Raw genomic sequence first — 25769 nt, forward strand, 5'->3', positions numbered from 1 at the left:
CTGCAGCTAGCTAGAAGCGCTTAATTAAGACTTTAAGACGTCCAATCGTTATATAGATGCTTCTCCGTTAGGATGGACAACAACTGAATACCAACCTCATTATGGCCACCTTCAGGGATGATCAGGTCAGCGTATTTTTTGGATGGTTCGATAAAAGCTTCATGCATGGGTTTAACTGTACTCAAATATTGATGATGGATCGACTGGATGCTCCGTCCACGTTCTTCAATATCTCTAAGGACCCGGCGGAGAATGCGTACATCAGGATCGGCATCCACGAATACCTTGATGTCGAGCATTTCACGGAGATTCTCGTCAGAAAGGACGTGGAGTCCCTCGATGATTACAATATTGTTTGGCTTCAGTTCTACCGTCTCTGTAGTGGAGCGGGCATGGACTGTAAAGTCATACACGGGAGCGAATGCGGTCTGTTCTTCGCGCAGAGATTTAAGATGCTCAATGAGCAGCTCGTTATCGAAAGCGAAAGGATGATCGTAATTAATGGATTCACGTTCAGCAAAGCTGAGATGTGAGTGATCCTTATAGTAGTTATCTTGAGATATGAAAGTTACCTTTCCCGTTCCAAGACGGTCAATGACGGAGCGGGCTACGGTTGTTTTTCCCGAGCCGGTGCCGCCGGCGATACCAATAATGAGCATGTGATTCAATAACCCTCCCTAAGATTGCCGTTGCAATTCCAATATTGTAGCACAGCGCTCATGTTTTTTCACCTTAGATCGGGTAAAATTAAGATGGGATTTTTGGAAATTCGTCTATATTAGGGACAAGGCAAATCCGGAAGGGGTTATCCAACGAATGAACGGAAAAAAAACCGTACAAGAGGCTTTTAATGAAACGGCCTATCGAATCGCAGGGAATGGGAATAGAGATGTGCAAGTGTTGAAGGAAGCCTTGGCAGCCGTAGAGAACAGTACGGCATCTGATATTTATGGAACGGGCGAAGTGATTGAAGATTTCCAGACGAAAATGGCGAATATCCTGGGCAAAGAAACCGCGGTTTTCTTTCCGAGCGGAACGATGGCGCAGCAAATCGCTTTAAGAATTTGGTGCGATGAAAAAGAGGTGAAAAAGGTAGCCTATCATCCCTTATGTCACTTGGAGATCCATGAGCAGGATGGCCTGAAGGAATTACATCATATTGAGCCTATCTTGCTTGCGGACAAGAACCGATTAATCACTTTGGAGGATGTGGCGAACCTAAAGGAGGATATCGCCTGTCTGTTGCTGGAATTACCCCAGCGCGAGATTGGTGGTCAGCTGCCAGAGTACACGGAGCTTGAAGCTATTTCTGCTCATTGCCGTGCACGCGGCATTAAATTGCATTTGGATGGGGCAAGATTATTTGAGATCCTCCCGTATTACGGGAAGTCAGCAGCTGAAATCTCTGCACTCTTTGATAGTGTGTATATATCCTTTTATAAAGGAATTGGAGGAATCGCCGGGGCAATTCTTGCAGGCAGTGAAGATTTTACGAAGCAATCAAAGATATGGAAACGGCGGCATGGTGGAGACTTAATCAGCTTATATCCGTACATCATTTCTTCTGATTATTATTTCCGGCAAAGAGAGGGCAAGATGCAGCAGTATTATGAAGGCGCGAAGGAGCTTGCTGCTTGGGTTAATCAATGTCACGACGTAACCACTCTGCCCGCTCAACCTGTCTCCAATATGTTTCACATGCATTTTCAAATGTCTAAGGAACAACTTGAACCGATTCTGTCAGCGGTGTATGAGGCGACAGGAATCGGTTTAAGCGCGGGAATAAGAGCTACCGGGGAACATACTTCTTATTGTGAGATCAGCATTGGAGACAAGTATGCCGACATCCCAAAAGAAAAGCTTAGAGAGTTTTTTCTGCTGCTCGATAAGCTAATGAGCGAATCATCTGCCGAGTAGCGTACGGAGTAAGGAGATTCGTAATAATTGTTTTTTAATAAGCTTCATGCGAAACTCATTTTTCAATTGATTGTAGATCAGCGGGCAATGGTTAAGCGCCCAATGGTACATGAATTTAAAGTCTGTAGCGTCTTTTGCAGAATTTAATAAATAGTATGAGATCGTATCGTAAGCATTATGGTTGAACCATTCCGTCATTTCCTGTGCGTTATATCCATATTTCTGCACGGCCATATTCTTAATGAGTTTTTTTTCTTCCAGATTCTCAATTAAGAATCCCTGGCTCAGATTAAAGGTGATATTGTTCCCGTGTATTCGGTACACGCCCGCAATCACATCAATGAAGCCCGCATCACCTACCAGCAGGGAACGCAAATAGATGGAAGCATCGTTGACCATATTCATATCTAGGATATCCATAGCCATTAAGGCCTCTCGTTTAAAGACAGTAGTTAAAGTAGAGGCGGGTTTTGGATATCCTTTTTTCTCGAAATTCATGAAATAATCGCGTTTCTTAATAATGCTGCTAAGCTGCAGATTGGAGATTTTTAGTTGTTTGGCTTTGGAATACTCCAGAAACACATTCGCAGCTACAAATGATATTTCGGGATGAAGGAGATGGAAGCGGACAGCTTTACTGAAATAATTCATGTCGATCAGATAATCATCATCATCGAGAAAAAGAACATATTCCCCATCACCATGTGCAGCAAAAGCTTTTCGGCGATTATTTCCAGGTCCGCTATTGGTAGCATTGCGCATGTAAATGACCCGTGGCTCCGCCCCAAAGTGTTGCTGCATTAACTCTTTCGTGCCATCTGTAGAACAATCATCAATCACTGTAATCTCTTTATTGGGATAGTCCTGCATTAAGATACTTTGGATCGCTTGATATAGGAATTCTTTTCTATTATAGGTGGTGATAATGACACTGATCTTGGGAGAATCGGATAAGGATTGGACTGTTGGGTAGGAAATTTCCGTATCCGAAATGCGGCTTTCCATTTTAACCAACCCCTGAATTAAACCTGCGATATCACTGGCAACAATGTTGAATTGTTCAGACAGATAGAATTTCAAAGTATCCTCTGAAGCCCTCCCCGTCAGAAAGGCATGAATAACCTCAGATAAGGTTTCCAGATAAGGTTTGATTTGTACATTTTGTTCTTGATCTATGATCTGGCGGCATCTTTGCAATAGTTCTGTATCCTCTATTTGGATGGTAGGTGAATGGTTTATTTCGTCATTTAGGTCGTTTAGAAAGACGTAACAGGCTTGCTGCAAAACCTCGCTATGATCCATTTCCAGTCCTCCTGTTGTGTTATTTGGATAAACCACTTACCTCAGGCTGAGCGTTAATTTTATTTTTGAGTTTGTATCGATACTTTTTGAGATGTTCCCATGTATAGAGGAAGACTTCCCGTTCCATTAAAGAGCCGATTACAAAATATACAGGCAAGATCACTAGTCCTAGAAGTACACCCCAGATCATAAGCCCCAGATAGGAATGGATCGGGATGTCGATGGCAGTTGTGATGAGAATAATGCCTACAAAAACTACTGCATTCGTAAGCCATCTTCTAAAAGTGACCCATGGACTGCGGTCCAGCAAATGTTTGCTGGCATAGATCACAATATCTATGGAGCGGTATAGGAGGGCAACTATCGTTCCCATCAGTACACCGTAAATTCCCATGAAGATTACGAAGACAACAGAAGCCACCAGATTAATGGCGGATTCCAGAATGGAACGGTTTTGTGTTTTTTTGAAATGTCCAGCGATGGTAATCACATTATTGGAAGACGTTCTGGCATTGGTTAATAATTTGATGACTACGAACAAGACCGGCAGCCACATATCAATGTAATTCACGTCGTTTACCCCAGCGGTATACAATTTCATAAAGGGTAAAATCAAAATGTAAGCCACCGTTAGAATCGAGAAGATAAGCCCCATAAAATACACTTCGTAAGCATCATAAAATTTAATAAATGCTTCTTTACTCTCATGGTAGCTTTGCCCGAGGGCAGCCTTCACACTTCCGTTTATGGTCTGGACGATATTATCCACGATCGTAAAAATCATATTGTACATAACATAGATACTGACGATTTTTAGATTCGTAAAGATGGTTAATATAAGTACGTCCGTATTTCTAAACACCAAATAGGAGATTTCATGGACTAATACGGAATTCTTTTGACCAATGGCTTCATAGTCTGGTTTGAGATTCAGGTTGATCCACTTGTAATTCTTATTCATATAAATATAGAAAGCGATGATTTGAAGTAAAGTTAAGATAAAATAGGAAGCTTGAACCGCAATAATGTCCACACCTTGCAGTAATAACAGAATCCGGATCAGGCTGTTCATAATATTAGCCACAGTGACAATAGAAGTCTCTACATAGCTTTTTCCCTCCGCAGCGAGCAGGACCTTGAATTTCCCCTGAAAATAATAATTGATTGCTCCGCCCATCCCCGTAAGCAAAATAATGACCATAATCGATAATTTATCGATCTCAGACGAGATCACTAGCGGGTACACGATGGCGAGTAGCAGTACGGCGAAGAAATAGTAAATACCTGTTTTTTTATAATAGCTGGAGGTGGCAGCCAGAATAGAGTTGATATTGTTTTTATTATCCGAAGCTACCGGCTTGTAAAGTGCTTGGATCGAGGCCGCCCCAACACCTGCTTCCAGCAGGGCCAAATAACTAATAATCTGCACAATCGAAGCGATCAAACCATTGGCCTCAGAGCCATAGTTGACCATTATCAGTCTGGGTATAAAAAAACCGAGGATGATCGTGATGAGTTGACTTCCCAGTCCAAAGGATAAGTTAAGAATGCTCCGCTTGGCTTTCATAACGAATCCCCCTTTCGTAAAGCGGTAAATACGTATCTAGATGCTCGAAATGTCTTTCGGCTTGTTTTGCTTGCAGTGTGACATCCATAGAGCAGGTGATCATACTTTCAAAAATCTGTGCAGGCTGGACCTGTTCCAGCGTGTTGAAATCGGCATACAGACCTGTGAATCCAACATCTTCCATTACATTGACCATTTTTTTGCTGTAGGCTACAGGGAATACCGGTTTATTAAATACCCAGCCCAGAATCATTGCATGGAATCTTGAAGCCACAATAGAACTGGCATTAGCTAACACGGACAACACTTCTTCCATGTTCGTTTTATATAAATGCACTTGAATAGCATCCTTGTAGGAGGGACCGATAAGGCGCTGAATCTCTTCAATCGCCAGTTGATCGCCTTCGTGTTCGCAAAATGACATGAAATGAACCGCGTAACCTTTTTCAATGAAATAAATTGCGAGTTCTTTCATTTTTTCATAATAGAGGTTGTCAAAACCGTTCAGACCTTTCGCTGAAGGTTTAATAACGGATAAGACGATGTAATCCTCCGGTTCGTTTGGAATATCTGGCGGGTCTAGCTGAAAAATAATATCTGGGGCTAAGCGGACATTATCCAGATCCTTAAATAAATCATAAGAGTACTGTTCTCTGAAACATATATCTGTATAATCCTTGAAAATCCGCTTGTGCTCATCATAGTATTCTTGATTTGTAAAAGGGCCAAAATTAGATCCTAACAGATAGTAAGGCTTATTTTGATTACGAATGACTTCTGCATTCTTGAAATGCTCTGCCCAGTGGTCTGCTTCCATGAAAATCGAGCCGCCGATATGAACGACGCCATCTGAGTGATCTGCCAGATATTTGTGAGCTACATTATGTATCTTTAGCTTCCTGCAAATATAGCCAATGCCTCTTAGAAGAAGGGAATCGGAAGGATACACTTTGAGGTTAGGGAGCTCTTTGAAACATTGTTTATAGAGGCGTGGTGCGCAAATTCTGAATTTGGTATCCGGATATCTTTCGCACAGCACCTTAATGAATAGATCATCGCCCAGATTAAATTCGGTATAGGCGTATATCAGCATCTTTTTCATATTCTAGATTCCTTTCGGGTTCCGTTCCCTTTAAGTAGGTTTCGCTTGAACCTGGATAAGCCTCTCTCCACAGAGATGAATCTGTGATATAGAAGCGGGGAGATTAAAAATGTTCTGATATAAAGGGTTAATCTGCGATTATCTCCTCTATAACGTCTTATGAGTTCATCCATTTCTTGATTGAGCTTTGGATAGGTATGGTTGATGTCACGAAGTAATTCCTGAATGCTTACCCCTTCCGTACCATTTAGACAGGTTTTGAGGTTGAAAAAGTAGTTCTCGATCAGCTCACGGTTCATTAACAAAGGGGAGATCGTATCTAGTTCAGCAAAGGGATAGGTTTTGAAATATTCGTCCACCCTTTTGAAAGCATCCACTACATCGAATTTATTCACGTTATAGCTGTTGGAGATGGAGGAGTTTCTCTGTAAATAAAAGGATAGTATATCCGGGATTGAGATGACTCTGGCTGCTCTGGACAAGGCTTTGTAGATGAACTCTTGATCCTCTCCATTCACACAGCGTTCTGTATAACCTAGCCCGTGGAGAAGTAAGAATTCTCGCTTATAAGCGATACTCCCTGTCCATATTCGCAAGCTTTTGTTCACGAAAATCCGCGCCAGTGCTTGACTTCCCGTCACGTCGCTGAAATCAGAGGTACAGCTCAATAGAGTTTCTCTGCCTTCGGAGACATGATTATAACCCCAGCAAATAATCTCGGGTTGTTCATCTTGAGTATATGACTGAAGGGTTGAGACCAAGTCTGCGGAGACATAATCATCTCCATCTACAAAAAGAACATAGTTACCTGTGGCTTCAGCTAAACCCCTATTTCTAGCCGCGCTTACTCCATGATTCTCCGTTCGAATGACTTTACAGAAAAGGGCGGGATTACGCGAAAGAATCTTTTCTATAACGTTGTAAGTGTTATCCGTAGAACCATCATCTACGATGATGACTTCGAAATGCGGATCGCTTTGATCAAGCAGTGAATTAAACATAGGGGTTATATACTGCTCTATATTGTATACCGGGATCACAAGGCTTAGATTCATGGGCTCGCTCCTTTCCTGTGTAGAACTGGATGATAAGCTATCTTAAGCTTACCCCTCGTATGAAAAGATTGTATATACTACTTTAGTTTACTTATTGCTGGCTCTACTCGTTGTAGCATCATGTGAATAATAATTATTACAATATGTAAAATGAAAATATTATGGTTTGGTTTAACATAGATAGAAAGCCAACAAAACGTTCGAAGCGGAGGGATCTGGGATGCAGCTGCAAAAAATATTCGTGAACGGTGAGAGACTGAAGAATACAATCGAGGCATTTGCCGATTATGGGCGTACAGATAAAAATGGCGTGACCCGATTATCGCTGACGGAAGAGGATCTTAAAGTTCGGGATTATTTTCGTGCCTGTTGTGAAGAGCTCGGAATGTCTGTGAAGATGGATGATATGGGGACGATGTATGCCACACTGGCAGGCGAAACTTCCGGGCCTCCGATTGTGATTGGCTCGCATATGGATACTGTGAAAAAAGGGGGCAGATTCGATGGCGTTCTAGGGGTTATCGCGGGTCTAGAGGTGGTGCGGACGCTTGTAGATTACGGGATTAAGCCGAAGTTTCCGGTGACGATTATGAATTTTACGAATGAAGAGGGGGCACGTTTTGAGCCATCGATGATGGCCTCTGGTGTGTTGTCCGGAAAGTTTGATAAAAGTGTCATGTTGAACAAAAAAGATCCAGCAGGCATCACCTTTGGTGAAGCGCTGGAGAAGAGTGGATATAAGGGAGAAATGAGCAATCGTATCACCGAAGCCACCGCTTATTTGGAGCTTCATATCGAGCAAGGGCCTGTTCTTGAAAAAGAGGAGCTGACGATTGGGCTGGTTGACTGTGTAGTTGGTATGGCCTGTTACGAGATTGAGGTGACGGGAGAATCCGATCATGCGGGCACAACCCCTATGGCGATGCGCAAAGATGCTTTGTTTGCTGCCACAGATATGATTATTGAGCTGCGGAGCAAGCTGGGGGCGCTCGATTCCGAGCTTGTGTATACCATGGGCAGAATGAATGTGCTTCCTAATATCCATACCGTCATTCCCAATAAAGTGATTTTCACCATTGAAGCCAGACATAAAGAGATGGAGATTGTGCGTGAAGTGGAAGCCATTATCAACGGTTTGCCAGAGCAACTGCTGGATTGTGAAGTAAGCAAGACTAAGCTTTGGGGCCGAGATACGGTGTGGTTTGATCAGAATGTGTGTGATTTGGTGGAGCAAGCGGCTCAAACCTTGGGTTATTCCAGTCGAAAGATCGCAAGTGGTGCAGGGCATGACGCACAATTCGTAGCCAGCTTTCTGCCATCCGCAATGGTGTTCGTGCCTAGCGTGAAGGGTAAAAGCCATTGTGAAGAGGAACTAACCTCTTATGAAGACTGCGAAAAAGGGGTAAATGTAGTGTTAGAAACAGTGATGTTGTTATTATCAAGATAGGTAATGTCACTTAATATAACATAATGCGATAAGGTAGTCGCTTTAATTTCATACAAAATCGTCAAAAAGGCACTCTATAGGGTGTCTTTTTTTATGAGATAATAAAGATGGTTGTGTTGAGTACCAAAATGGTTAAAGATTAATGGGCAGTTAAGTCTGATCCTTTGTGTAAAAACACAATCATGGTAGATAATATTTTAATTTTTTAACAAAATGGGAATGCTAATCATATGTTATCATTCTTTACATAAGGGATCTACATTAGATGGGAGAGATGAATGATGATTATCGGAGTACCTAAAGAAATTAAAAACAATGAAAATCGTGTTGCCATAACCCCTGCGGGTGTAGTTAGTTTAATTACTGAAGGTCATCAAGTGCTCGTAGAAGCTGGAGCCGGTGTGGGCAGCGGATTTCCTAACGAAGAGTATGTCTCTGCCGGAGCACAATTGATTGAGGATGCAGCAAAGGTCTGGAGCTCTGCTGAAATGGTGATGAAGGTAAAAGAACCATTAGCAACTGAGTACCCCTATTTCCGTCCAGGCCTTATTCTATTTACGTATCTTCATCTTGCTCCAGAGCCTGCCTTGGCTGCTGCGCTAAAAGACAAAGGCGTCTTTGCGATCGGATATGAGACGGTTGTTCATGGACGCACCTTGCCGCTGTTAACACCGATGAGCGAAGTAGCTGGCCGGATGTCCGTCCAATTGGGCGCGCAGTTCCTGCAAAAGAACTACGGCGGACAAGGTATTCTTCTTTCCGGAGTTCCTGGCGTTAGTCGAGGTAAAGTGAGTATCATTGGCGGCGGTGTAGTAGGTACTAATGCAGCTAAGATGGCTATTGGTTTAGGCGCAGATGTTACGATAGTTGACCTCAGTGCGGAGAGACTACGTCAATTAGATGATATTTTTGGAGCACAGATTAATACGTTGATCTCTAACCCTTATAATATTGCCAAAGCAGTGGCTGAAGCGGATCTGCTGGTAGGTGCCGTGTTAATTCCGGGTGCTAAAGCACCGAAGCTGGTTACTGAAGAAATGGTCAAGACCATGAAGCCGGGATCAGTGATCGTTGACGTGGCCATTGACCAAGGTGGTATTGTAGAAACCATCGACAGAGTGACGACACATGATAATCCCGTGTTTGTGAAACACGGCGTGCTGCATTATTCCGTGGCTAATATGCCAGGCGCTGTTCCTAAGACCTCAACTATTGCCTTAACAAATGTTACAGTTCCATATGCCCTGCAAATTGCCAATAAAGGTGTGATCAAGGCGATTCAGGATAATGACGGCTTAAGAAGCGGCGTGAATGTAGCCAATGGCAGAATCACCTGCCAAGCTGTTGCCGAAGCGTTGGGTGAGACACCTTATTCGGTTGAGCAAGCCATGGAGCAGACATTCACATTGATCTAAAATAGACACGTTCCATAATGGAATGAGCCAAACAGCAAGCTCTCTGCGGGGAGCTTGCTGTTTGGCGTTTCTTGCGGTGGAGACCGGGTGGAAGTTGGTCAGTACGGCGTTAAAGTAAATAGATTGCGTTTCAGTGTAATTAGATGCAGTAGATGTTTGCTCGTGCGGTGCTATGGTGGATAGATTACGTAGTGAAGTTGGATGGATAGGGTGAAAGCTTTGATGAGAGATGTTTTAGGGAAATTCTCCCTAAAAAAACGCGAAAATAGCTTAAAAATGCTGTTATTAGGGAATTCCTCCCTAAAAAACGAGGAATACGCCTGTTTATACGCAAAACAGAAGAAAATCAGGGAGTATATCCCCAATTATGATCGTGTGATGCTTAAAGTGCAGAATATTAGGGAGAATTTCCCTAATTATGATCATGTGATGATTAAAAAACAGAATTTCCGGGGGTTATTCCCTAAAAACCACTTATAACATTTGGTAATCACCAACAACTATTAAACCTTCCCAAATACCCCGACAAAACTCTCAACAAAACCCCCACCAATCATCCCCGTCCCAAACACCTTCCTCAACAAGCCGATCTCGCCCCTCACCTAAACCAGCTATTTATCTTATAGTCAGCTAGGGGGATGCATACTATAATGAAATCACTCTAGAGTACAGGATTTGGTTATTCTTCAGGTGGGAGTGAAGCTAGTGACAGATAAGGATCCATTATTTGATCGTTTCTTCGACAGTATGGAATCATTGGCGGATACGATAAGTGAATCGCTACAGTCTCAAGTTACCATCGAGGACAGCAATCATCATGTGATTGGCTACAGCTCGCATGAATTTGAGAGTGACTCCGCGCGGATTTCAACGATTATCGGGAAGCGTGTACCTAACGCTGTGATTATTGGCTTGCGCAAAAAAGGGATTATGCAGCAGCTGGAGAGCTCGGCACATCCCATTCGAATTCCTGCAGTGCTGGAGGTGGGACTTGGTCCCCGGCTGGCCATTTGTATTAAACATCAAAAGGAAATTCTCGGGTACATATGGGTAGTAGATACAGGCAACCTGGTAGAAGGGCATGCCGAAAATATCGTTGAGAAGGCGGCAGGTATCGTAGGCCGTTATTTACTTAAGCAGCGAGGCTGGAAAACGAAGCAGGACAAAACGCATGAGGACTTTTTCTGGAAGCTGATTACCTCCCACTACGACAACGAAGCAAATATTAAAAAGGATGCGGAATTTTGGTCCATTCTTTTGCCGGAAAAATATTATATTAGCGTGTTTGAAAGTGACAAGGTAATCGATGATCATTTAATACTCCGGTTTCGGCAGGTTATGGCATCTTATTCCGGACTGCAATTACTATTTCTGACGGCTGAGCATAATCGGCTGATTATTTTGTTTTCCTTCAGCTTTGTGATCGAGGGGGCGGGTGGATTATCTTCATTCCTGCATAAAACAATGGAGGATATGTATAAGAGTGAAGGCTGCACACTGGCTGCTGGCTGTAGTCTCGATTACACTGAATATATGTCCGCGGCTATTGCCTATTGGGAAGCGGTGTCCATTGTGGAGATCAAAAAGCTGCTGCCTTTTCATGGGCGGGAGCTGCTATTGTACGAGGAAATTGGATTTTGGGCATATATACCGGTTATTATGGAGCAAAAGCGCAGTCGAATTCGTAAAAGCCCGTTGCTATATCCGCTAAAAGAACATGATCGCGAGCATAAAAGTGATTTTCTCAAAACCATCGCTGTCTATTTATCATTAAGCGGCAATTTAAAGGAATCCGCGGCTTTTTTACATATACACACTAATACATTGCTTTATAGATTAAACCGAATTGCAGAGATTACGGGCAAAAGCTTGAAGGATACGGGTTATCGCACTTCTATTTTCCTGGATATTTTGACGGAAGAGACACGGCAGCTTAACCAGTGGTTCGTGGATGCCAGGGAATCATGAGAATTAAGCACCAACCCGGTGACGAACACGTACAATAACCTATATTTAGAACCTATAACATTGGAGGGACTAAGCATGGTGAAGGAAGTTCGTTCACCCGATGCCCTTGACTTTGAGCGCAAAATGAGAGAAAGCATCGTGGAATCGGCTGAAGCTTTAAATGAAAGTGGAGTGGATTTTGCAACATTTGATGATTCCCGCTGCAATCCGCAGTTTTGGACACGTACAGAGATTGGTGGGCTTCAGCTGAACGCTGGCGTAGAGCCCACAGTGGGGATTAAAGATATTTTTCGGAATGGTCATTTATATGCCTTTGAATGCGCGACAGCCATGGTCATTGTTATGTATCGGGCGACGATTGAAGCTATAGGTGAAGAAGCGTTTAATAAGTATTTCAAGGACTTGTTCTTATGGGACTGGAATTATGACGAGAATTTACGCTTAATCACAAACTACAACAAGGAACTAACGCAGCGTGGAGACGTTGTATATTTCAAGAATCCCGATCATGCTCCGAGCAAGCCAGAATGGCAGGGCGAGAATGCAATTAAACTCGAAAATGATCTGTTCTACGGCCATGGCATAGGGATTACTACTGGAGAGATTATCATAGACTCTCTGAATCAGGAAAGAGTATATGGGAGTGATATCTCGGCCTATTTAACGGATGAATCGGTGCATCCAGACTTTAATTACTTACAGCGGTTATCTGCAGGAACGGTTTTACCGGCAGCCAACAATAGAAGCTTCCGATACACTGTATGTTCAAGAATAGGGTCTAGAAACTATATTTATAAGATCTAGCGTCTGCCTATTTTATACTTACTGAGCAATGCAAAGAGAGGGCTCTTTTGTATTGTTCATTTTTTATTCACAAAAGAAAGGGATAGAGCTTCAGATAACTCTGAAAACTCTATCCCTCTTTTTTAATTAAGGATTACCACGTCGTTTCTAATTTGTTATAGCTCAATAAAATCGTTGCGGAATTTCTCAAAATCAGATTTTCTGCATTCCAGCTCAAGGCGTGTGCCTGTTTCTTCATAGCTAGTAGATTGAACATGGGCGTGTTCATTGAAATAAGAGACTACATTACCCCGATCAAATGGAACCAGAATCTCACACTGGACATAGTCCGTAAAAACATGGCTGCGGATCAGAGCGGTAAGTTCAGCCATTCCGCTATTTTTCTTGGCGGAAAGGTAGACATTGTCACCTTCAATTTGCGGGTAAGGCAAATCAGTCAGATCAGCTTTATTATAGGCATAGATCGTTGGAATCTGGTCAGCGCCGAGTGCTTTGAGCGTCTCATCTGTAACCGCCATATGCTGTTGATGCTGCGGATCGGAAATATCGACTACGTGAATCAATAAGTCCGCTTCGGTAACCTCTTCAAGAGTGGAGCGGAACGCTTTGACCAGATGATGGGGAAGCTGGCTGACGAATCCGACAGTATCTGTTAATAAAAAGGTTTTGTGATCAGGCAGCTCAATGCTGCGAACCGATGTCTCTAGTGTAGCGAACAGCATATCCTTGGCGAATACTTGTTTATGGGAACCCGGATGGTAAGTCTCTACCATGACATTCATTAAGCTGGATTTTCCGGTGTTCGTATAGCCTACCAGGCAGACGACGGGAACTTCATTTTTATGCCGTTGTTTCCGCTGGATTTGACGTCTTGCTACTTGTTGTTGCAGTTCAACCTGTAAAGCAGTAATCCGCTCTTCAATTCTTCTGCGGTCCAGCTCTAGCTTGGTTTCACCAGCACCTCTGTTTTTAAGTCCAGCTCCGCCACCTTGTCTGCCCAGCGACTCACGAAGACCTGTGAGGCGCGGCAGCATATATTGCAGCTTGGCTACTTCAACTTGCAGCTGGGCTTCCTTGGTCTTCGCTCTTTCCGCAAAAATATTCAAGATCAGAATGGTCCGGTCAATGACCTGACGATCCAGTGCGGACTCCAAATTGCGGATCTGTGAAGGTGACAGTTCGTCGTTAAAAATAACAATAGGAGCATCGTGTGCTTCTAAAAGTGCCGATAATTCCTCGATTTTACCTGTCCCGATATAATGGGAGGGGTTAATTCGACTTGCCTTTTGACTAAGCTCTCCTACGACTTCAAGGTCACAGGCAACTGCCAGATTGCTCAGCTCTTCCATCGAATAGGCGAAATTCGTTTCGTTCTGAAGCTGGACACCGACTATAATTGCTTTTTCTCGTATTTGTTCCATATATTTATTCATCCTCCAATAGTAAATAATAAACGCAAAAAAACACAGGCAATCTGCCTGTGCTTACGGTTCGTTAGAGGACGTCAGAGTTAGGGCCTTCCATAGGTAGAATGAATTAAACAACAGTCCAGTCGCAGGGAAGAGGCACTTTGATCCCTTGCGAGCAGCAGTTGGCTAATCGGCTTCTATGGATGTTCAATTCTTAAAGGAATGGAGGTGAAGAGAATCCTCCCTACACGCTGTTGTTAAATTATCGGGTTACCTTTAAAAATGGGTAGACCAATCCTGAGTCCTCTGCACATGGGCAGAGCTTTAGCGCTATTCAATTAGCCGCGCAAAGTTCTAACTCGGATAAAGTCTATCACACGTAACCCTCCGTTCATAAAAAGTTAAGTCGAGTTTACCACATTCGTTATTTAGTGGCAAATCTCTATTTATGCTCTGGAACATCTCTTGTATTTTAATTACACCCAATAATTCTAAACAATGTTTACATATCATATATGAATTGATATATAGGAGGTGTGATGACATTGCCTGTTCTGTCCACAAACACCATTATTAATTTACCAGTCGACGGTACTCGGCCAATAGATCAAGTAGTGATCAAAGTTGTCAACAATGGATCGGCTGGCGCGTTTTGTTATATTACGGGCTTATCCAATAGTGTCAGTCCCCAGGCCATTTTTGTTGAAGAGTTATTTGAGCTGCAATATCAGGAGACCTTAAGCAAGACCTATGTCATGGTAGAGGATTTATTCCAATTTAATTTTGTATATTCGCAGGAGCAGATGAAGATTCAGGTTTTCCTTGTTGATGTGGACGGTGTATGGACGGCCGTTGATCTTGAAGTGTTTCAAGTGAGCCGAATAACCTCGGAAATACGTGATAACGTGACCGTTACATCGACTGACTTCGCAGCGATCAGCTTTATGAGACGTCCTGGCTTTGCTATTCCACAAGGTCTTGCGGCTGAGATTCGACCGGCAGCTTTAGATGTTATGTCCAAAAGACCTGTGCGTTATATGGTCGTTGCAGGCGGGACCCTTGATGGGACCTTCGAGAATTATCCTACACCGACTACGGCTATTCCTGTCACGGACACGGCACTGCTGGTGAACTACACCTGCACTACGGTCACGGGTGGAAAAGTTATTATGCAAGGTACAGGATCAGGGATTTCTGGTGCGTATGCGAATCTGGCGGTTAATTTGCTTAATGAGCGACTCTCATACGAGTTCCATGATGAACCGGTCACATTGGTGGTAAACTCCCTCTCGGGCGGGGACGATCTCGCAGTCACCTTTAAAATGTCCGAGCAATGGTAATTATTCTTGTGAAAAAGGAACATTCGCATTTACGCGAATGTTCCTTTTTGCTAGTCATTTAAGTCTCTACGCAAGGTAAAGAGATCTTTCAGAGCCTCAGTGGACAGCTCGGTAATCCAGCCTTCCGAGCTGGAGATCACATTATCGCTGAGCTGCTGTTTATTCTCCAGCATCTCATCAATCCGTTCTTCGAGTGTGCCCAGGGCGATGAATTTATGCACCTGCACATCACGAGTCTGGCCCATGCGGTAAGCGCGGTCAGTTGCTTGATTCTCCACCGCTGGATTCCACCAGCGGTCGAAGTGGAATACGTGATTGGCTGCAGTTAAGTTCAGGCCAACTCCCCCAGCTTTGAGTGAAAGGATGAAAACATTCGGCTGATCAGACGGCGATGTGTCTGGGCGTGTAGACCCATCTTCCGCCGAAGGGGCTGGTGTCTGAAACCGCTCGATCATGCGGTCGCGCGCCTGTTTGGAGGTACTTCCGTTCAAATAAAGGACGGGTTCGCCCAGCTCCTGCTGGAGAACCGCCTGAAGCATTTTTCCCATACCCACATATTGAGTAAAAATCAGGCAGCGCTCGTCTTCCGCGCGCAGCTCCTTAACCATGTCCAGCAGTCTTTCGAGTTTGGAGGAGCGGTTAATAAGAAAGCTGGTATCCAGTTTATTGTCCGTATCAAGCTCAGGGATAGCTTCTTTTGTCACAAGCATCGGGTGATCGCATAGCTGCTTAAGCCCGGTCAGAGCTCCGAGAATTGCCCCTTTGCGCTCAATGCCTTCCAGCTTCTTCATCCGTTCCAACAGTCCGTTTACGGTTTGATCGTAAAGCGCCGCTTGTTCGGCTGTCAGATGAACATAGGTTTTCATTTCATTTTTATCAGGTAGATCGAGCTGTATATTAGGGTCTTTTTTCTTGCGGCGCAGCATGAAGGGTTTTACTAGATTTTGTAGGTCCGCTGTACGTTTCGCGTCGCGTTCCTTTTCAATAGCATTCGTGAATCGGTCATTAAAAGATTTGGCGCTGCCCAGATAACCTGGGGTTATAAAATCATAAATGGACCACAGCTCGGATAATCTGTTCTCTATCGGCGTCCCTGTTAAGGCGACCCGGTGTAGAGCTGGAAAACTACGTACAGCTGCGGATTGTTTGGTTTGGGCATTTTTGATATTTTGAGCTTCATCCAGGCAGATCGTCGCCCAAGTAAATTCCTTCAGTAGCTCTTGGTCAAGCGCAGCAGTCGCATAAGAGGTCAGTACCACATCGGCTTGCGAAGCTGCGCCATAGAAGAATCCCGCGTCCAGACGGCGGCTTCCGTAATGAAGCATAACATTCAACGAAGGCGCGAAGCGTTCCAGCTCCTTCTGCCAATTGCCTAACACGGAGGTCGGGCAGATGATCAATGAAGGCCAGCCTGGTGGGTCGGTCTGCCGCCGGGCTGAGCTTGCATCCGTGTTTTCTTGGATGTGTAGCAGATAGGCGATGAGCTGTACTGTTTTGCCTAGTCCCATATCATCGGCTAGACAGGCCCCCAGCCCAAAGCGGCGCAGAAAGGTCAGCCAAGCGAATCCTTCATGCTGATAGGTGCGCAGCTCCGCCTTAAGGCCTGTGGGTACGGGCGGCTTAGGCCATTCTGAGCGCTGGCCCAGCTGACCGATAAGGCTGATCAAATGCTCGTTCAGCTCTACCTCCAGACGCAGACGCGCGGCATCTTCTTGCAGCTGCTCTTCCGTAGCTTCAGCGTCTGCCTCTTCACCAGCTCCTAGCAAGTGGAGCTGAAGCACGTCTTGGAAGGACAAGCCTTGCGACTTGTCCATTCCCGCCATGGCTCTTTGGATTTGCGCCAGCAGAGCCGGATCGAGTGAGACCCATTTGCCCTTGAAGCGGACGAGCCGTTCCCCTCTTGCGACCAGCTCGGCAAATTCGGCTTCAGTGAGATCCGCATCGCCGATGGAGATTCGCCAATCGAAATCGATGATCGAATCGAGACCAAACAGCGACTCGCCGCCGCTGCGTTTGTCTTCGCCGGAGCTGATCTTCGCGCGCAGGCGCGGCTTTTTCCGGCTGGCGGCTTCCCACCACGCCGGCAGCAGCACTTGCCAGCCTGCTTCCAGCAGTCGCTGGCTCTCGGCCGTCAAGAACCGCCAGGCGATGGCATCGCTGAGCGGTTCGGCCAGCACATCGCCGCCCGCCGCGAAGCGCTCGGGCGGCAGACTGCCGCGGAGGCGCTCCAGCCATCCCGCGGCCCGTTCATGCACGTGAGCCGACCACGCGGTCGGCCACAAGCCGTACGGCTCGCCGTTATCGGCGAGCCTGATGGGAACAAGCGCGGATTCATCGCGCTTGTCCTGAAGGATCAGCTGCAGCCGCCAATAGGATTCATCCTCATCGGGCTCCAGCAGCTGTAGAGCGGGCCGGAAAGGCGCGGTGTCCGCCTTCCAGCCAATGGCGATAAGCCACGCAGCGGTATCCATGCCCGCTGCAAGTGCTCCGCTTCTATCGAAGAGAAGCGGAAATTCGCTGCGGAGGTCGCCGGCCTCGGCCTCCGTGCTGTAATAGCGCTGCGATACGGCGGCAGAGAACGCCGCACGTAATCCACGGCTAAATTCGCTGCCGCCATTTAGCGCCTCAAGGGCTCCCTTAGCAGTGTCACTGTCCACTGCCACCTGCGCAAGAGCCCCCTCGTCCCAAGTCCATTGCAGCCTCCCGGCGCGGTAGGCGGAGATGTCGGGAATATACTGTTTGTGCTCCAGACATATAGCCATGAGTGGTGCCAGTTCTGTGAGGTGGGCGGCATCGCCCTCCCAGCTCCATTCGATATGCGCCAAAAGCTTCTGCTCGGCAAAGAAGGGGATGACCTGCTCAGCAGGAAGAATCACTAGCTCCACGCCTTCGCCAGCGGGCTGCACGGTTAACTCCGTACCATAAAAAGACGCCTCATGCCAGGCGAAAAGCCGCTGCTTAAGCTGCAAGCCCGGCACGAGATCTTCGCGCTCATTCATTCCAAATATTAAAGCATCGCCATACTGGCTTAATGCAAGCCGGATGGTTAGCGTGCGTAAATGCATGTTCATGGTATTAGCTTTCCTTTCCGAAGCTCCTCTTGCAGCGCACGGAGCCTGCTATGCCTAATGGCGAAGGCAGTGAGGAACTCTTCCCAGCGTTCTTCTTGTTTCAGCTTTTTATACAGCTTGGATAATCGTTTCAATAATTTCACAGCCGCTTTGTAGCTATGTCTGTTCTTATCCAGCACGAATCTTTCGGCGGCCTGATGGTAAAAGGGCAGCAGAACCTCAGGTGCATTCTTTTCCACCGGTTGGAGGTCTTTGACACGAAATTCGGAGGGCTGTTTACCGATGGACAGCTGATAATCCATCCAGGTCTGCCATTTCTCATAGGTGATTAGCTTCTCTTCATAGACTTCGCCAGAGATAGGTAACATGGTGGCTAGTGTATCCCACATTTGTGGCTCAGCTTCAGGCAGGTGGCGAACAGCTTCTTCCCAACTGGTTGAATAGCTATTGAGATTATAGAGTCTGCTGCTCAGCAGTGGACCGATCTGAACAAGCCAATCCACCAACCGGGACCAGTCCCCTGCATCCAGCAGCGGAGAGGTGAAGCTCATGAGCTCATCGGGATGGAGACCCGGGCGTTCGGCAGCCTTATTCAGTAAGTCCCAAGCCTTCTGGTCATCCATCAGATAGTAATACATGCGGCTCTGAGCTAACAGCCAAGCATGTTGTGACAGGGAAGCGCCTAATTCACCTTCTGCTTGCTGCAGCTGTTCGATTTCATTCAGGTAAAGCTTAGTTCCACCTGTATTCGGATAAATCCAATTTCTCCACAGCAGATCATAGCTAAGAGAAAAAGAGGGTTGATCCCGTGAGCGATCCCGCGACTCCGTCAACATCTCGCGCCGCAGATACGATAAAGTATCGATGACGTATGGCCATAGATCCTGCTCTTGCTCGGGGGACAGCGGAAGTGTCTTTTTTAAAAGACCTGTGATTACTTCCTGTAGCTCTGAGACTGCTACCTGTGTGTAATAACCAAGAGAAGGGGCGTAAGCGGCCTGACCGACGGATTGCGTGGAAGGCTTAGCGAGCTTTTCCAACAGATAAAGATGAGCATGCAGAGTGAACAGCTTCTCCGTTTCCGGAAGCATTTTTGGTTTGAATTTATTAATTGCAGACAAGGCCCGACTCACATATTCAGGATTTCGGGTAGTATGGGCTAGAGGGGAGATACAGAATTCAAAATACTCCCGCCACTCCATTATTTTTCCGCTAGCGATGCGGTTGGCCATCTCTTTCATTTGCTGCTGACGAGTTGCATCGGCTCCAATAGAAGTACTTGTTGCTGTACTTGATATTTTAGGCAAAAAGGATGCAGCTTTAGCGTTAGCCAAAACCTGTACAGATCTATTTTGTTGTTCGGCATAATTCAACAGCACGGCAGCCATATGCTTGCAATGACCTGATACTGGACAATTACAATGACAATTGGTGAAGCCGTCGAGATCAATGGTGACGCGGTAATCCTCTCTACCTTCAACTAGAGCGTTAATCTTACGAGGCTCCGTCATAGTAAACGGCTGCACTCGATTTTGTTTATAATATTGGAACCCCCGCTTGAGGGTAAGATCATCGAAATAATAGGCGACATTTTGGATGAGCTTACTCCACTGCGTATCATCCATAGGATAGGTTGGTTGCATACAATTGGTCTCCTGTAACGAAAATGGTCTTTAGTTGTCTTTCATTATATCACTTCTGCTGGCTTCATCTTTAAATCGTTAAATTTTGATAGATCGTAAGAAAACTCTGTTTAAAAGCTGGCGTGAAGATGATTAGAAGCTAATGGCTTGTATTGAACGGAAGGTCTGAACATATAATAATCGTACTGCAAGTTGGATCATGATTATATAGGTGTCATTTACGAAAGATCAAACAAAGGTCAAAATTGGTCAAATAAATAAAAAGAACTAATTTTGTTGTGGAAAATCAGCTAATTCGCCTGAATTTGAGCGATAATCGGCTTAAATCGGTTTTGTTATTCCTCGGGTAGGGGACTATAATAAGGTCATAGGTCAAATAAAGTCAAAGTCAATGAGAGGAGAATGGATAATGTTTGATATGGTTCCTTTTGGTAAACGTAGAGATGATGCTTTTGGTGTGCTGGCTAAGTCCTTGAATGATGTTTTTAATGATGATTTTTTTGCACCGATTAAGAGCTCCACGATGTCCTTCAGAACAGATATTCGTGAGAGTGAGCAGGCTTACCTGATTGAAGCTGAACTTCCTGGTTTGAAAAAAGAAGAAATCGACATTGATTATGCCAGTCCTTATTTGACGATTAAAGCGGTACGTAAGGAAGAAAATGCCGAGGAGAACAGTGAACATCAGATTGTACGCAGAGAACGCCGATATGGTGAATATGTGCGCAGATTCTATGTTCAAGATATTGCCGAGGAAGAAATTCGCGCGTCTTTGAAAGATGGAGTGCTGAAGCTGGAAGTTCCCAAACGGCAAAAAATGCAAGGTAAACGCATCGAGATTCAAGACGGAGATTCTAATTCTACGGGTTCGCAGTCTGAATAAGCATAAATTAAGCGGAATGAACTTCCGCTCAGTCTTTTAGAGATGGCAGCGGGCTTTTAATATAGTGTTATGAATAGAAGGCGCATTGTAGTGGAGGATTCCGGCTATGGTGCGTCTTTTCTCGGAGTGCAATGGTGGTCAATATGAGAATAGGGATGGAAAGGAGGAAGCGCGAGTGGCTAGTAAAAGCTATTATGATGCTTTGGGTGTGAGCAAAAAAGCTACTAAACAGGAAATTAAAAAGGCTTATCAGAAGCTTGCCAAGAAGTGGCATCCCGATGTTAACAAAGCCCCTGAGGCAGAGGCGAAATTCAAAGAAGCAGCTGAAGCCTATGAAGTGCTTGGTAATGAGGATAAACGGAAACTCTATGATGAAGAGCTGCTTTATGGAGCTCAACGTGGCAGAGCTAGTGGAGGGGCGGCGAGTGGAGCCTCCTCTTGGGATTCAAACTTTGGTGGAAGTGGAAGCTGGAACGGTGGAACTTATTCAACAGGAGGTTCTGGTATTTCGGAGGAAGATTTATTCGGGATGTTTTTTGGGAATCGGGGCTCGGCGGATCGGGCTGGCTTTGATTTTTTCTCGGGAAGTGGAACGGGGCGTGCGAATGGCAATCCGTGGGGCGAGGCCCGTAGTACCATGCAGGCGCAGCTGGATATTACCTTGGAGCAGGCTTATAAAGGTGCCACTGTAAGAGTACAGGTCAGTGACAAAACGGTGGATGTGAACATTCCGCCTAGATCCTATGAGGGTACAATTATTAAAATCGCGGGAAACACTCCGGGTGGCGACGTGTTGCTGGCACTTCATATTCTTCCTCATGATATTTATGAGATTCGCGATGGCGACTTATATGGCATGGTTGAAATCGCTCCTTGGCAAGCGGTATTGGGTGGAGAAGTGAAGGTTCCATTACCGGGGGGCGGCGCCGTGAAATTGAAGATTCCAGCAGGAATTCAGAGCGGCAAAACGCTACGTATCCCCGGCAAGGGCTTAAAACGTGAGAATGGTGCGAACGGCGATATTTTATTTGGAATTGAGATTGTTATCCCTGAACCTATCAGCGAAGCGGAGAAAAATCTCTACGGAAAGCTGGCAGACTCCAGCCCTTTCGAAGCCAGAGCTAAACGTCAAAGCACTGGCACCCAGCGGCAGAAGGCGAAAGTGGGTAATTAATAGATAGGTAGAAGAGGTAGAGGTGAGGTGATTTCACTCGTTTGTGATCAACTCTGGTTGGTGAATAAGGTGATTTGAATGCTAGTTGCAGAACAGTAACTTATTTAGCCACTAACTATAAATGAACGTTTCGCTCAAACGGTGAAAGTCGGAACTATGGTGGGAAAAGAGAGTCAAAAGAGAGTCAAAAGAGAGTCAAAAGAGAGTCAAAAGTGCTTTCGAAAGTGCCTTCGAGAGTGCCAAACTGGGATCGATGGTCGAAAAGAAAGGCAAAAATGCCTTAGAAAGCGCTGAATTAAGCTCGTTGGTCGAAAAGAAAGGCAAAAGTGCCTTAGAAAGCGCTGAATTAGGCTCGATGTGCGAAAAGAGAAGCAAAAATGCCTTAGAAAGCGCCGAATGGAGCTCGATGGTCGAAAAGAGAAGCAAAAGTGCCTTAGAAAGTACTGGAGAGGGCTCGATAGTTGAAAAAAGAGGCAAAAATGCCTTAGAAAGCGCTGAAATAGGCTCGATGTGCGAAAAGAGAAGCAAAAGTGCCTTAGAAAGCGCCGAATTGGGCTCGATGTGCGAAAAGAAAGGCAAAAGTGCCTTAGAAAGCGCTGAATTAGGCTAGTTACTCGAAAAGAACGGTAAAAATCCCGTAGAATGAGCGCAAACCAGTTAGTTACTCGAAAAGAGCGGCAAAAATCCCGTAGAATGAGTGCAAACCAAATAGTTACTCGAAAAGAACGGTAAAAATCCCGCAGAATGAGCGCAAACCAGCCAGTTGTTCGAAAAGAACGGTAAAAATCCCGTAGAATGAGCGCAAACCAACTAGTTAATCGAAAAGAACGGTATAAATCCCGTAGAATGAGTGCAAACCAGTTAGTTACTCGAAAAGAACGGTAAAAATCCCGCAGAATGAGTGCAAACCAACTAGTTACTCGAAATAAGCGGGATAAATCCCACTAAATTAACCTATCCCCGGCCAAAAAGGCCGATTTAATATAATCACTCTTAAATAGAAAGGTGAGAGAGCTATGGATTTCAATAAATTAACTCAAAAGCTGCAGGAAGCAGTAGCTGCGGCGCAGTCGCTGGCATCAGACAGCGGTCATCAGGAGATCGATAATCTCCATCTGTTAAAAGCGTTGCTCCAGCAGCAAGAAGGTTTGCTGCCAAGATTGCTGCAAAAGATGAATATCCCTGTGGCTGAGCTGATGCGCAGCACAGATGAACTGCTTCAACGCAAGCCGAGCATCAGCGGGTCAGGAGCAAGCACGGTACGGCGTTACGCCTCGCAATCGCTGATCCATCTGCTGGAGCAGGCGGAGAAGGAAGCGGCGAAGATGCAGGATGAGTTTGTTTCTGTGGAGCATGCGGTGCTGGCCATGGTGTCGGATTCGAGCGGGGAGAATCGTGAGCTAAGGGATCTTTTTGTCCGCCGTGGGCTGACCCGTGAGAAGCTGATGTCGGTGCTTGCTGAGATTCGTGGACATCAGCGGGTAACCAGCCGGGAGCCAGAAGCTACTTATGAGGTGCTGGAGAAATACGGCCGTGATCTTGTAGCAGAGGTTCGCGCGGGCAAGATTGATCCAGTCATTGGTCGTGATGGCGAGATCCGCCGAGTAATCCGGATTTTGTCCCGTAAAACGAAAAATAACCCTGTGCTGATCGGTGAACCAGGTGTAGGGAAAACAGCCATTGTGGAAGGCTTGGCCCACCGGATCGTGCGCAAAGACGTGCCAGAGGGGCTGAAGGATAAGACGATTTTTTCACTGGATATGAGTTCACTTGTGGCAGGCGCCAAGTTCCGTGGTGAATTCGAAGAACGCCTGCAGGCGGTATTGAGGGAGGTTCGCGAAAGTAACGGCCGCATTATTCTTTTTATTGATGAGCTGCATACGATTGTGGGCGCAGGTAAAACCGAAGGCTCGATGGATGCGGGCAATATGCTGAAGCCGATGTTGGCCCGGGGTGAGCTGCACTGTATCGGTGCCACAACGCTCAATGAATATCGCAAATATATAGAGAAGGACCCTGCGCTGGAGCGCCGTTTCCAACAGGTGCTCGTGAGCGAACCCGATGTAGAGGATACGATCTCCATTTTGCGTGGTCTGAAGGAGCGGTTTGAAGTCCACCACGGGGTCAAAATCCATGACAGCGCCCTAGTAGCCGCAGGGGTATTGTCCAATCGTTATATTACGGATCGATTTTTACCGGATAAGGCGATTGACCTAGTGGACGAGGCTTGCGCCATGATCCGCACAGAGATAGACTCCATGCCGGGTGAGATGGATGAAGTGACCCGCCGCCTGATGCAGATGGAGATTGAAGAAGCAGCGCTTAAAAAAGAAACCGATGACGCCAGCAAACGCCGTCTCGAAATATTGCAGCGCGAGCTCGCTGACCTGAAGGAGAAGCAGCTAGGAATGACGGCGCGCTGGGAGAAAGAGAAGTCGGCCATCCAAGGGATTCGCGACCTCAAAAAACGGCTGGAGCAAGCACGTAAGGATCTGGTCGATGCACAGGAGGAATATGATCTTAATAAGTCAGCCGAACTGAGCTACGGCATTATTCCTGATCTGGAGCGTCAGCTGAAAACAGCGGAAGAAGCGGCACAGCAAGACCAGGATACAAGATTGCTACGTGAGGCTGTTACTGAAGAGGAAATCGCAGATATTGTCTCCCGCTGGACCGGCGTTCCAGTTAGCCGACTGGTAGAAGGCGAGCGGGATAAGCTGCTGCGTCTGGAGGATACGCTGCATGAACGGGTAGTGGGCCAAGACGAAGCTGTCAGCTTGGTGGCCGATGCCGTGCTTCGGGCAAGAGCGGGAATCAAAGATCCGAATCGCCCGATTGGTTCATTCCTGTTCCTTGGCCCGACGGGGGTAGGGAAGACTGAGCTCGCTAAGTCGCTTGCGGTATCTCTTTTTGACCGCGAAGATGGCATGATCCGTATAGATATGTCGGAGTATATGGAAAAGCATAGTGTCTCCCGTCTCGTCGGCGCACCTCCAGGATATGTTGGATATGAGGAAGGCGGGCAGCTCACGGAAGCTGTGCGGCGTCAGCCTTATACTGTAGTGCTGCTCGATGAAGTGGAGAAGGCGCATCCCGATGTGTTTAACATTCTGTTGCAGCTGCTTGATGATGGACGGCTGACTGATTCACAAGGCCGAATGGTTGACTTCAAGAATACAATCATCATTATGACTTCCAATATCGGTTCACCTTATCTGATTCAAGGCACCGATGAAAACGGTCAGCTCACGGAAGCTGCAAAGGATAGAGTGATGAAGGAACTGAGTGGTCATTTCCGTCCAGAGTTCCTGAACCGGGTGGATGACATTGTAATGTTCAAGCCGCTGACACTGGGTGAGATCGAGAAAATTGTGGACAAACTGGTGGATGGATTGCGTCTACGTCTGGCAGAACGGGAGATCGGGCTGGCATTAACTGAATCGGCGGTGCGTTTTATCGCTAAGGAAGGTTTTGATCCTGTGTATGGGGCAAGACCGTTGAAAAGATTTATCCAGCGAAGCTTGGAGACACGTGTGGCGCGTGCGATTATTGCTGGTGAAGCCGCAGAGGGATCAGTTATTCAGGTGGATGAATCCGGCAACGGGCTGACAGTAACCATTCTGAAGCCAGAAGTCGATGGGCCACAGAGTTCTGAATTGAGTTCTGAATAAA

The 25769-nt window shown here is 45.9% G+C and carries 19 protein-coding genes; 11 read left to right on the top strand and 8 right to left on the bottom strand.

The window, feature by feature from the left end; translation table 11 throughout:
* Positions 1–32: 32 nt before the first annotated feature.
* Positions 33–659 carry a uridine kinase gene (gene udk, locus NST94_RS01280; RefSeq protein WP_036687251.1) on the bottom strand — a complete coding sequence of 209 codons (627 nt, stop codon included), beginning with the start codon at positions 657–659 and terminating at the stop codon, positions 33–35.
* A gap of 157 nt (positions 660–816) precedes the next feature.
* Between udk and NST94_RS01285 the strand changes: the two genes are divergently transcribed.
* The gene (locus NST94_RS01285) at positions 817–1917 is read left to right on the top strand and encodes a beta-eliminating lyase-related protein (RefSeq protein ID WP_339170799.1); all 1101 of its coding nucleotides are present in this window, start codon (positions 817–819) and stop codon (positions 1915–1917) included.
* Here the strand turns inward: NST94_RS01285 and NST94_RS01290 are convergent.
* The 4 genes from NST94_RS01290 to NST94_RS01305 are packed head-to-tail and all read right to left on the bottom strand — an operon-like array spanning position 1903 to position 6943.
* Positions 1903–3219 (bottom strand): glycosyltransferase family A protein, encoded by a 1317-nt coding sequence (locus tag NST94_RS01290; RefSeq protein ID WP_076192559.1) that lies wholly within the window; start codon positions 3217–3219, stop codon positions 1903–1905. The two genes, NST94_RS01285 and NST94_RS01290, sit on opposite strands and share 15 nt — an antisense overlap.
* Before the next feature lie 19 nt (positions 3220–3238).
* A complete protein-coding gene (locus NST94_RS01295; RefSeq protein ID WP_076126979.1) occupies positions 3239–4786 on the bottom strand; it encodes a sugar isomerase in 1548 nt (515 codons plus the stop codon).
* Positions 4761–5888: a polysaccharide pyruvyl transferase family protein gene (locus NST94_RS01300; protein ID WP_076126981.1), complete on the bottom strand. Its 1128-nt coding sequence runs from the start codon at positions 5886–5888 to the stop codon at positions 4761–4763. The genes NST94_RS01295 and NST94_RS01300 overlap by 26 nt, the downstream gene beginning before the upstream one ends.
* Positions 5885–6943 carry a glycosyltransferase family A protein gene (locus NST94_RS01305; protein WP_339281556.1) on the bottom strand — a complete coding sequence of 353 codons (1059 nt, stop codon included), beginning with the start codon at positions 6941–6943 and terminating at the stop codon, positions 5885–5887. Before NST94_RS01305 ends, NST94_RS01300 begins: the two co-directional genes overlap by 4 nt.
* Positions 6944–7163: 220 nt before the next feature.
* On the opposite strand from NST94_RS01305, the gene NST94_RS01310 reads away from it, so the two are divergent.
* The 5 genes from NST94_RS01310 to NST94_RS01330 all read left to right on the top strand — a co-directional run bounded on the left by NST94_RS01310 (position 7164) and on the right by NST94_RS01330 (position 12577).
* Positions 7164–8390, top strand: coding sequence for a Zn-dependent hydrolase (locus tag NST94_RS01310; RefSeq protein WP_339281557.1), 1227 nt, complete (start codon positions 7164–7166; stop codon positions 8388–8390).
* 281 nt (positions 8391–8671) lie between these two features.
* Complete coding sequence (ald, locus tag NST94_RS01315) at positions 8672–9805, top strand: alanine dehydrogenase (RefSeq protein WP_038568222.1); 1134 nt, start codon at positions 8672–8674, stop codon at positions 9803–9805.
* A 201-nt stretch (positions 9806–10006) separates the two neighbouring features.
* The gene (locus tag NST94_RS01320; protein ID WP_339281558.1) at positions 10007–10285 is read left to right on the top strand and encodes a hypothetical protein; all 279 of its coding nucleotides are present in this window, start codon (positions 10007–10009) and stop codon (positions 10283–10285) included.
* A gap of 225 nt (positions 10286–10510) precedes the next feature.
* Positions 10511–11773: a helix-turn-helix domain-containing protein gene (locus tag NST94_RS01325; RefSeq protein WP_339281559.1), complete on the top strand. Its 1263-nt coding sequence runs from the start codon at positions 10511–10513 to the stop codon at positions 11771–11773.
* A gap of 75 nt (positions 11774–11848) precedes the next feature.
* Positions 11849–12577, top strand: a complete 729-nt coding sequence (locus NST94_RS01330; RefSeq protein WP_076186204.1) for a protein-glutamine gamma-glutamyltransferase — start codon at positions 11849–11851, stop codon at positions 12575–12577.
* Positions 12578–12732: 155 nt separating this feature from the next.
* Here the strand turns inward: NST94_RS01330 and hflX are convergent, their stop codons facing one another.
* Positions 12733–13998 carry a GTPase HflX gene (gene hflX, locus NST94_RS01335; protein ID WP_076186202.1) on the bottom strand — a complete coding sequence of 422 codons (1266 nt, stop codon included), beginning with the start codon at positions 13996–13998 and terminating at the stop codon, positions 12733–12735.
* A 527-nt stretch (positions 13999–14525) separates the two neighbouring features.
* Between hflX and NST94_RS01340 the strand changes: the two genes are divergently transcribed.
* Positions 14526–15326, top strand: coding sequence for a hypothetical protein (locus NST94_RS01340; protein ID WP_076186200.1), 801 nt, complete (start codon positions 14526–14528; stop codon positions 15324–15326).
* A gap of 50 nt (positions 15327–15376) precedes the next feature.
* Here NST94_RS01340 and NST94_RS01345 read toward each other — a convergent pair whose 3' ends face one another.
* The gene (locus tag NST94_RS01345; protein WP_339281560.1) at positions 15377–18397 is read right to left on the bottom strand and encodes a DEAD/DEAH box helicase; all 3021 of its coding nucleotides are present in this window, start codon (positions 18395–18397) and stop codon (positions 15377–15379) included.
* Positions 18394–20040 (bottom strand): SWIM zinc finger family protein, encoded by a 1647-nt coding sequence (locus tag NST94_RS01350; protein ID WP_339245780.1) that lies wholly within the window; start codon positions 20038–20040, stop codon positions 18394–18396. Before NST94_RS01350 ends, NST94_RS01345 begins: the two co-directional genes overlap by 4 nt.
* 409 nt (positions 20041–20449) lie before the next feature.
* Here NST94_RS01350 and NST94_RS01355 point away from each other — a divergent pair, with 409 nt between their 5' ends.
* The 4 genes from NST94_RS01355 (at position 20450) to clpB (ending at position 25768) form a co-directional block, all read left to right on the top strand.
* Complete coding sequence (locus NST94_RS01355; RefSeq protein ID WP_076220418.1) at positions 20450–20923, top strand: Hsp20/alpha crystallin family protein; 474 nt, start codon at positions 20450–20452, stop codon at positions 20921–20923.
* Positions 20924–21098: 175 nt separating this feature from the next.
* Positions 21099–22097: a DnaJ C-terminal domain-containing protein gene (locus NST94_RS01360; protein WP_280753357.1), complete on the top strand. Its 999-nt coding sequence runs from the start codon at positions 21099–21101 to the stop codon at positions 22095–22097.
* A gap of 253 nt (positions 22098–22350) precedes the next feature.
* Positions 22351–22707: a hypothetical protein gene (locus NST94_RS01365; protein WP_280753356.1), complete on the top strand. Its 357-nt coding sequence runs from the start codon at positions 22351–22353 to the stop codon at positions 22705–22707.
* A 406-nt stretch (positions 22708–23113) separates the two neighbouring features.
* A complete protein-coding gene (gene clpB / locus NST94_RS01370) occupies positions 23114–25768 on the top strand; it encodes an ATP-dependent chaperone ClpB (protein WP_339281562.1) in 2655 nt (884 codons plus the stop codon).
* Position 25769 lies beyond the last annotated feature (1 nt).

Origin of the sequence: Paenibacillus sp. FSL H8-0282 (assembly GCF_037963825.1) — a bacterium.
In the GTDB taxonomy this organism is placed as follows: Bacteria; Bacillota; Bacilli; order Paenibacillales; family Paenibacillaceae; genus Paenibacillus_AQ; species Paenibacillus_AQ odorifer.

Bases quoted from the DNA above. Each gene is read 5' to 3' on its own strand.
- udk (WP_036687251.1), bottom strand. From the start codon at position 659: ATGCTCATTATTGGTATCGCCGGCGGCACCGGCTCGGGAAAAACAACC.
- NST94_RS01285 (WP_339170799.1), top strand. From the start codon at position 817: ATGAACGGAAAAAAAACCGTACAAGAGGCTTTTAATGAAACGGCCTAT.
- NST94_RS01290 (WP_076192559.1), bottom strand. From the start codon at position 3,219: ATGGATCATAGCGAGGTTTTGCAGCAAGCCTGTTACGTCTTTCTAAAC.
- NST94_RS01295 (WP_076126979.1), bottom strand. From the start codon at position 4,786: ATGAAAGCCAAGCGGAGCATTCTTAACTTATCCTTTGGACTGGGAAGT.
- NST94_RS01300 (WP_076126981.1), bottom strand. From the start codon at position 5,888: ATGAAAAAGATGCTGATATACGCCTATACCGAATTTAATCTGGGCGAT.
- NST94_RS01305 (WP_339281556.1), bottom strand. From the start codon at position 6,943: ATGAATCTAAGCCTTGTGATCCCGGTATACAATATAGAGCAGTATATA.
- NST94_RS01310 (WP_339281557.1), top strand. From the start codon at position 7,164: ATGCAGCTGCAAAAAATATTCGTGAACGGTGAGAGACTGAAGAATACA.
- ald (WP_038568222.1), top strand. From the start codon at position 8,672: ATGATTATCGGAGTACCTAAAGAAATTAAAAACAATGAAAATCGTGTT.
- NST94_RS01320 (WP_339281558.1), top strand. From the start codon at position 10,007: ATGGATAGGGTGAAAGCTTTGATGAGAGATGTTTTAGGGAAATTCTCC.
- NST94_RS01330 (WP_076186204.1), top strand. From the start codon at position 11,849: ATGGTGAAGGAAGTTCGTTCACCCGATGCCCTTGACTTTGAGCGCAAA.
- hflX (WP_076186202.1), bottom strand. From the start codon at position 13,998: ATGGAACAAATACGAGAAAAAGCAATTATAGTCGGTGTCCAGCTTCAG.
- NST94_RS01340 (WP_076186200.1), top strand. From the start codon at position 14,526: ATGACATTGCCTGTTCTGTCCACAAACACCATTATTAATTTACCAGTC.
- NST94_RS01345 (WP_339281560.1), bottom strand. From the start codon at position 18,397: ATGAACATGCATTTACGCACGCTAACCATCCGGCTTGCATTAAGCCAG.
- NST94_RS01350 (WP_339245780.1), bottom strand. From the start codon at position 20,040: ATGCAACCAACCTATCCTATGGATGATACGCAGTGGAGTAAGCTCATC.
- NST94_RS01355 (WP_076220418.1), top strand. From the start codon at position 20,450: ATGTTTGATATGGTTCCTTTTGGTAAACGTAGAGATGATGCTTTTGGT.
- NST94_RS01365 (WP_280753356.1), top strand. From the start codon at position 22,351: ATGGTCGAAAAGAAAGGCAAAAATGCCTTAGAAAGCGCTGAATTAAGC.
- clpB (WP_339281562.1), top strand. From the start codon at position 23,114: ATGGATTTCAATAAATTAACTCAAAAGCTGCAGGAAGCAGTAGCTGCG.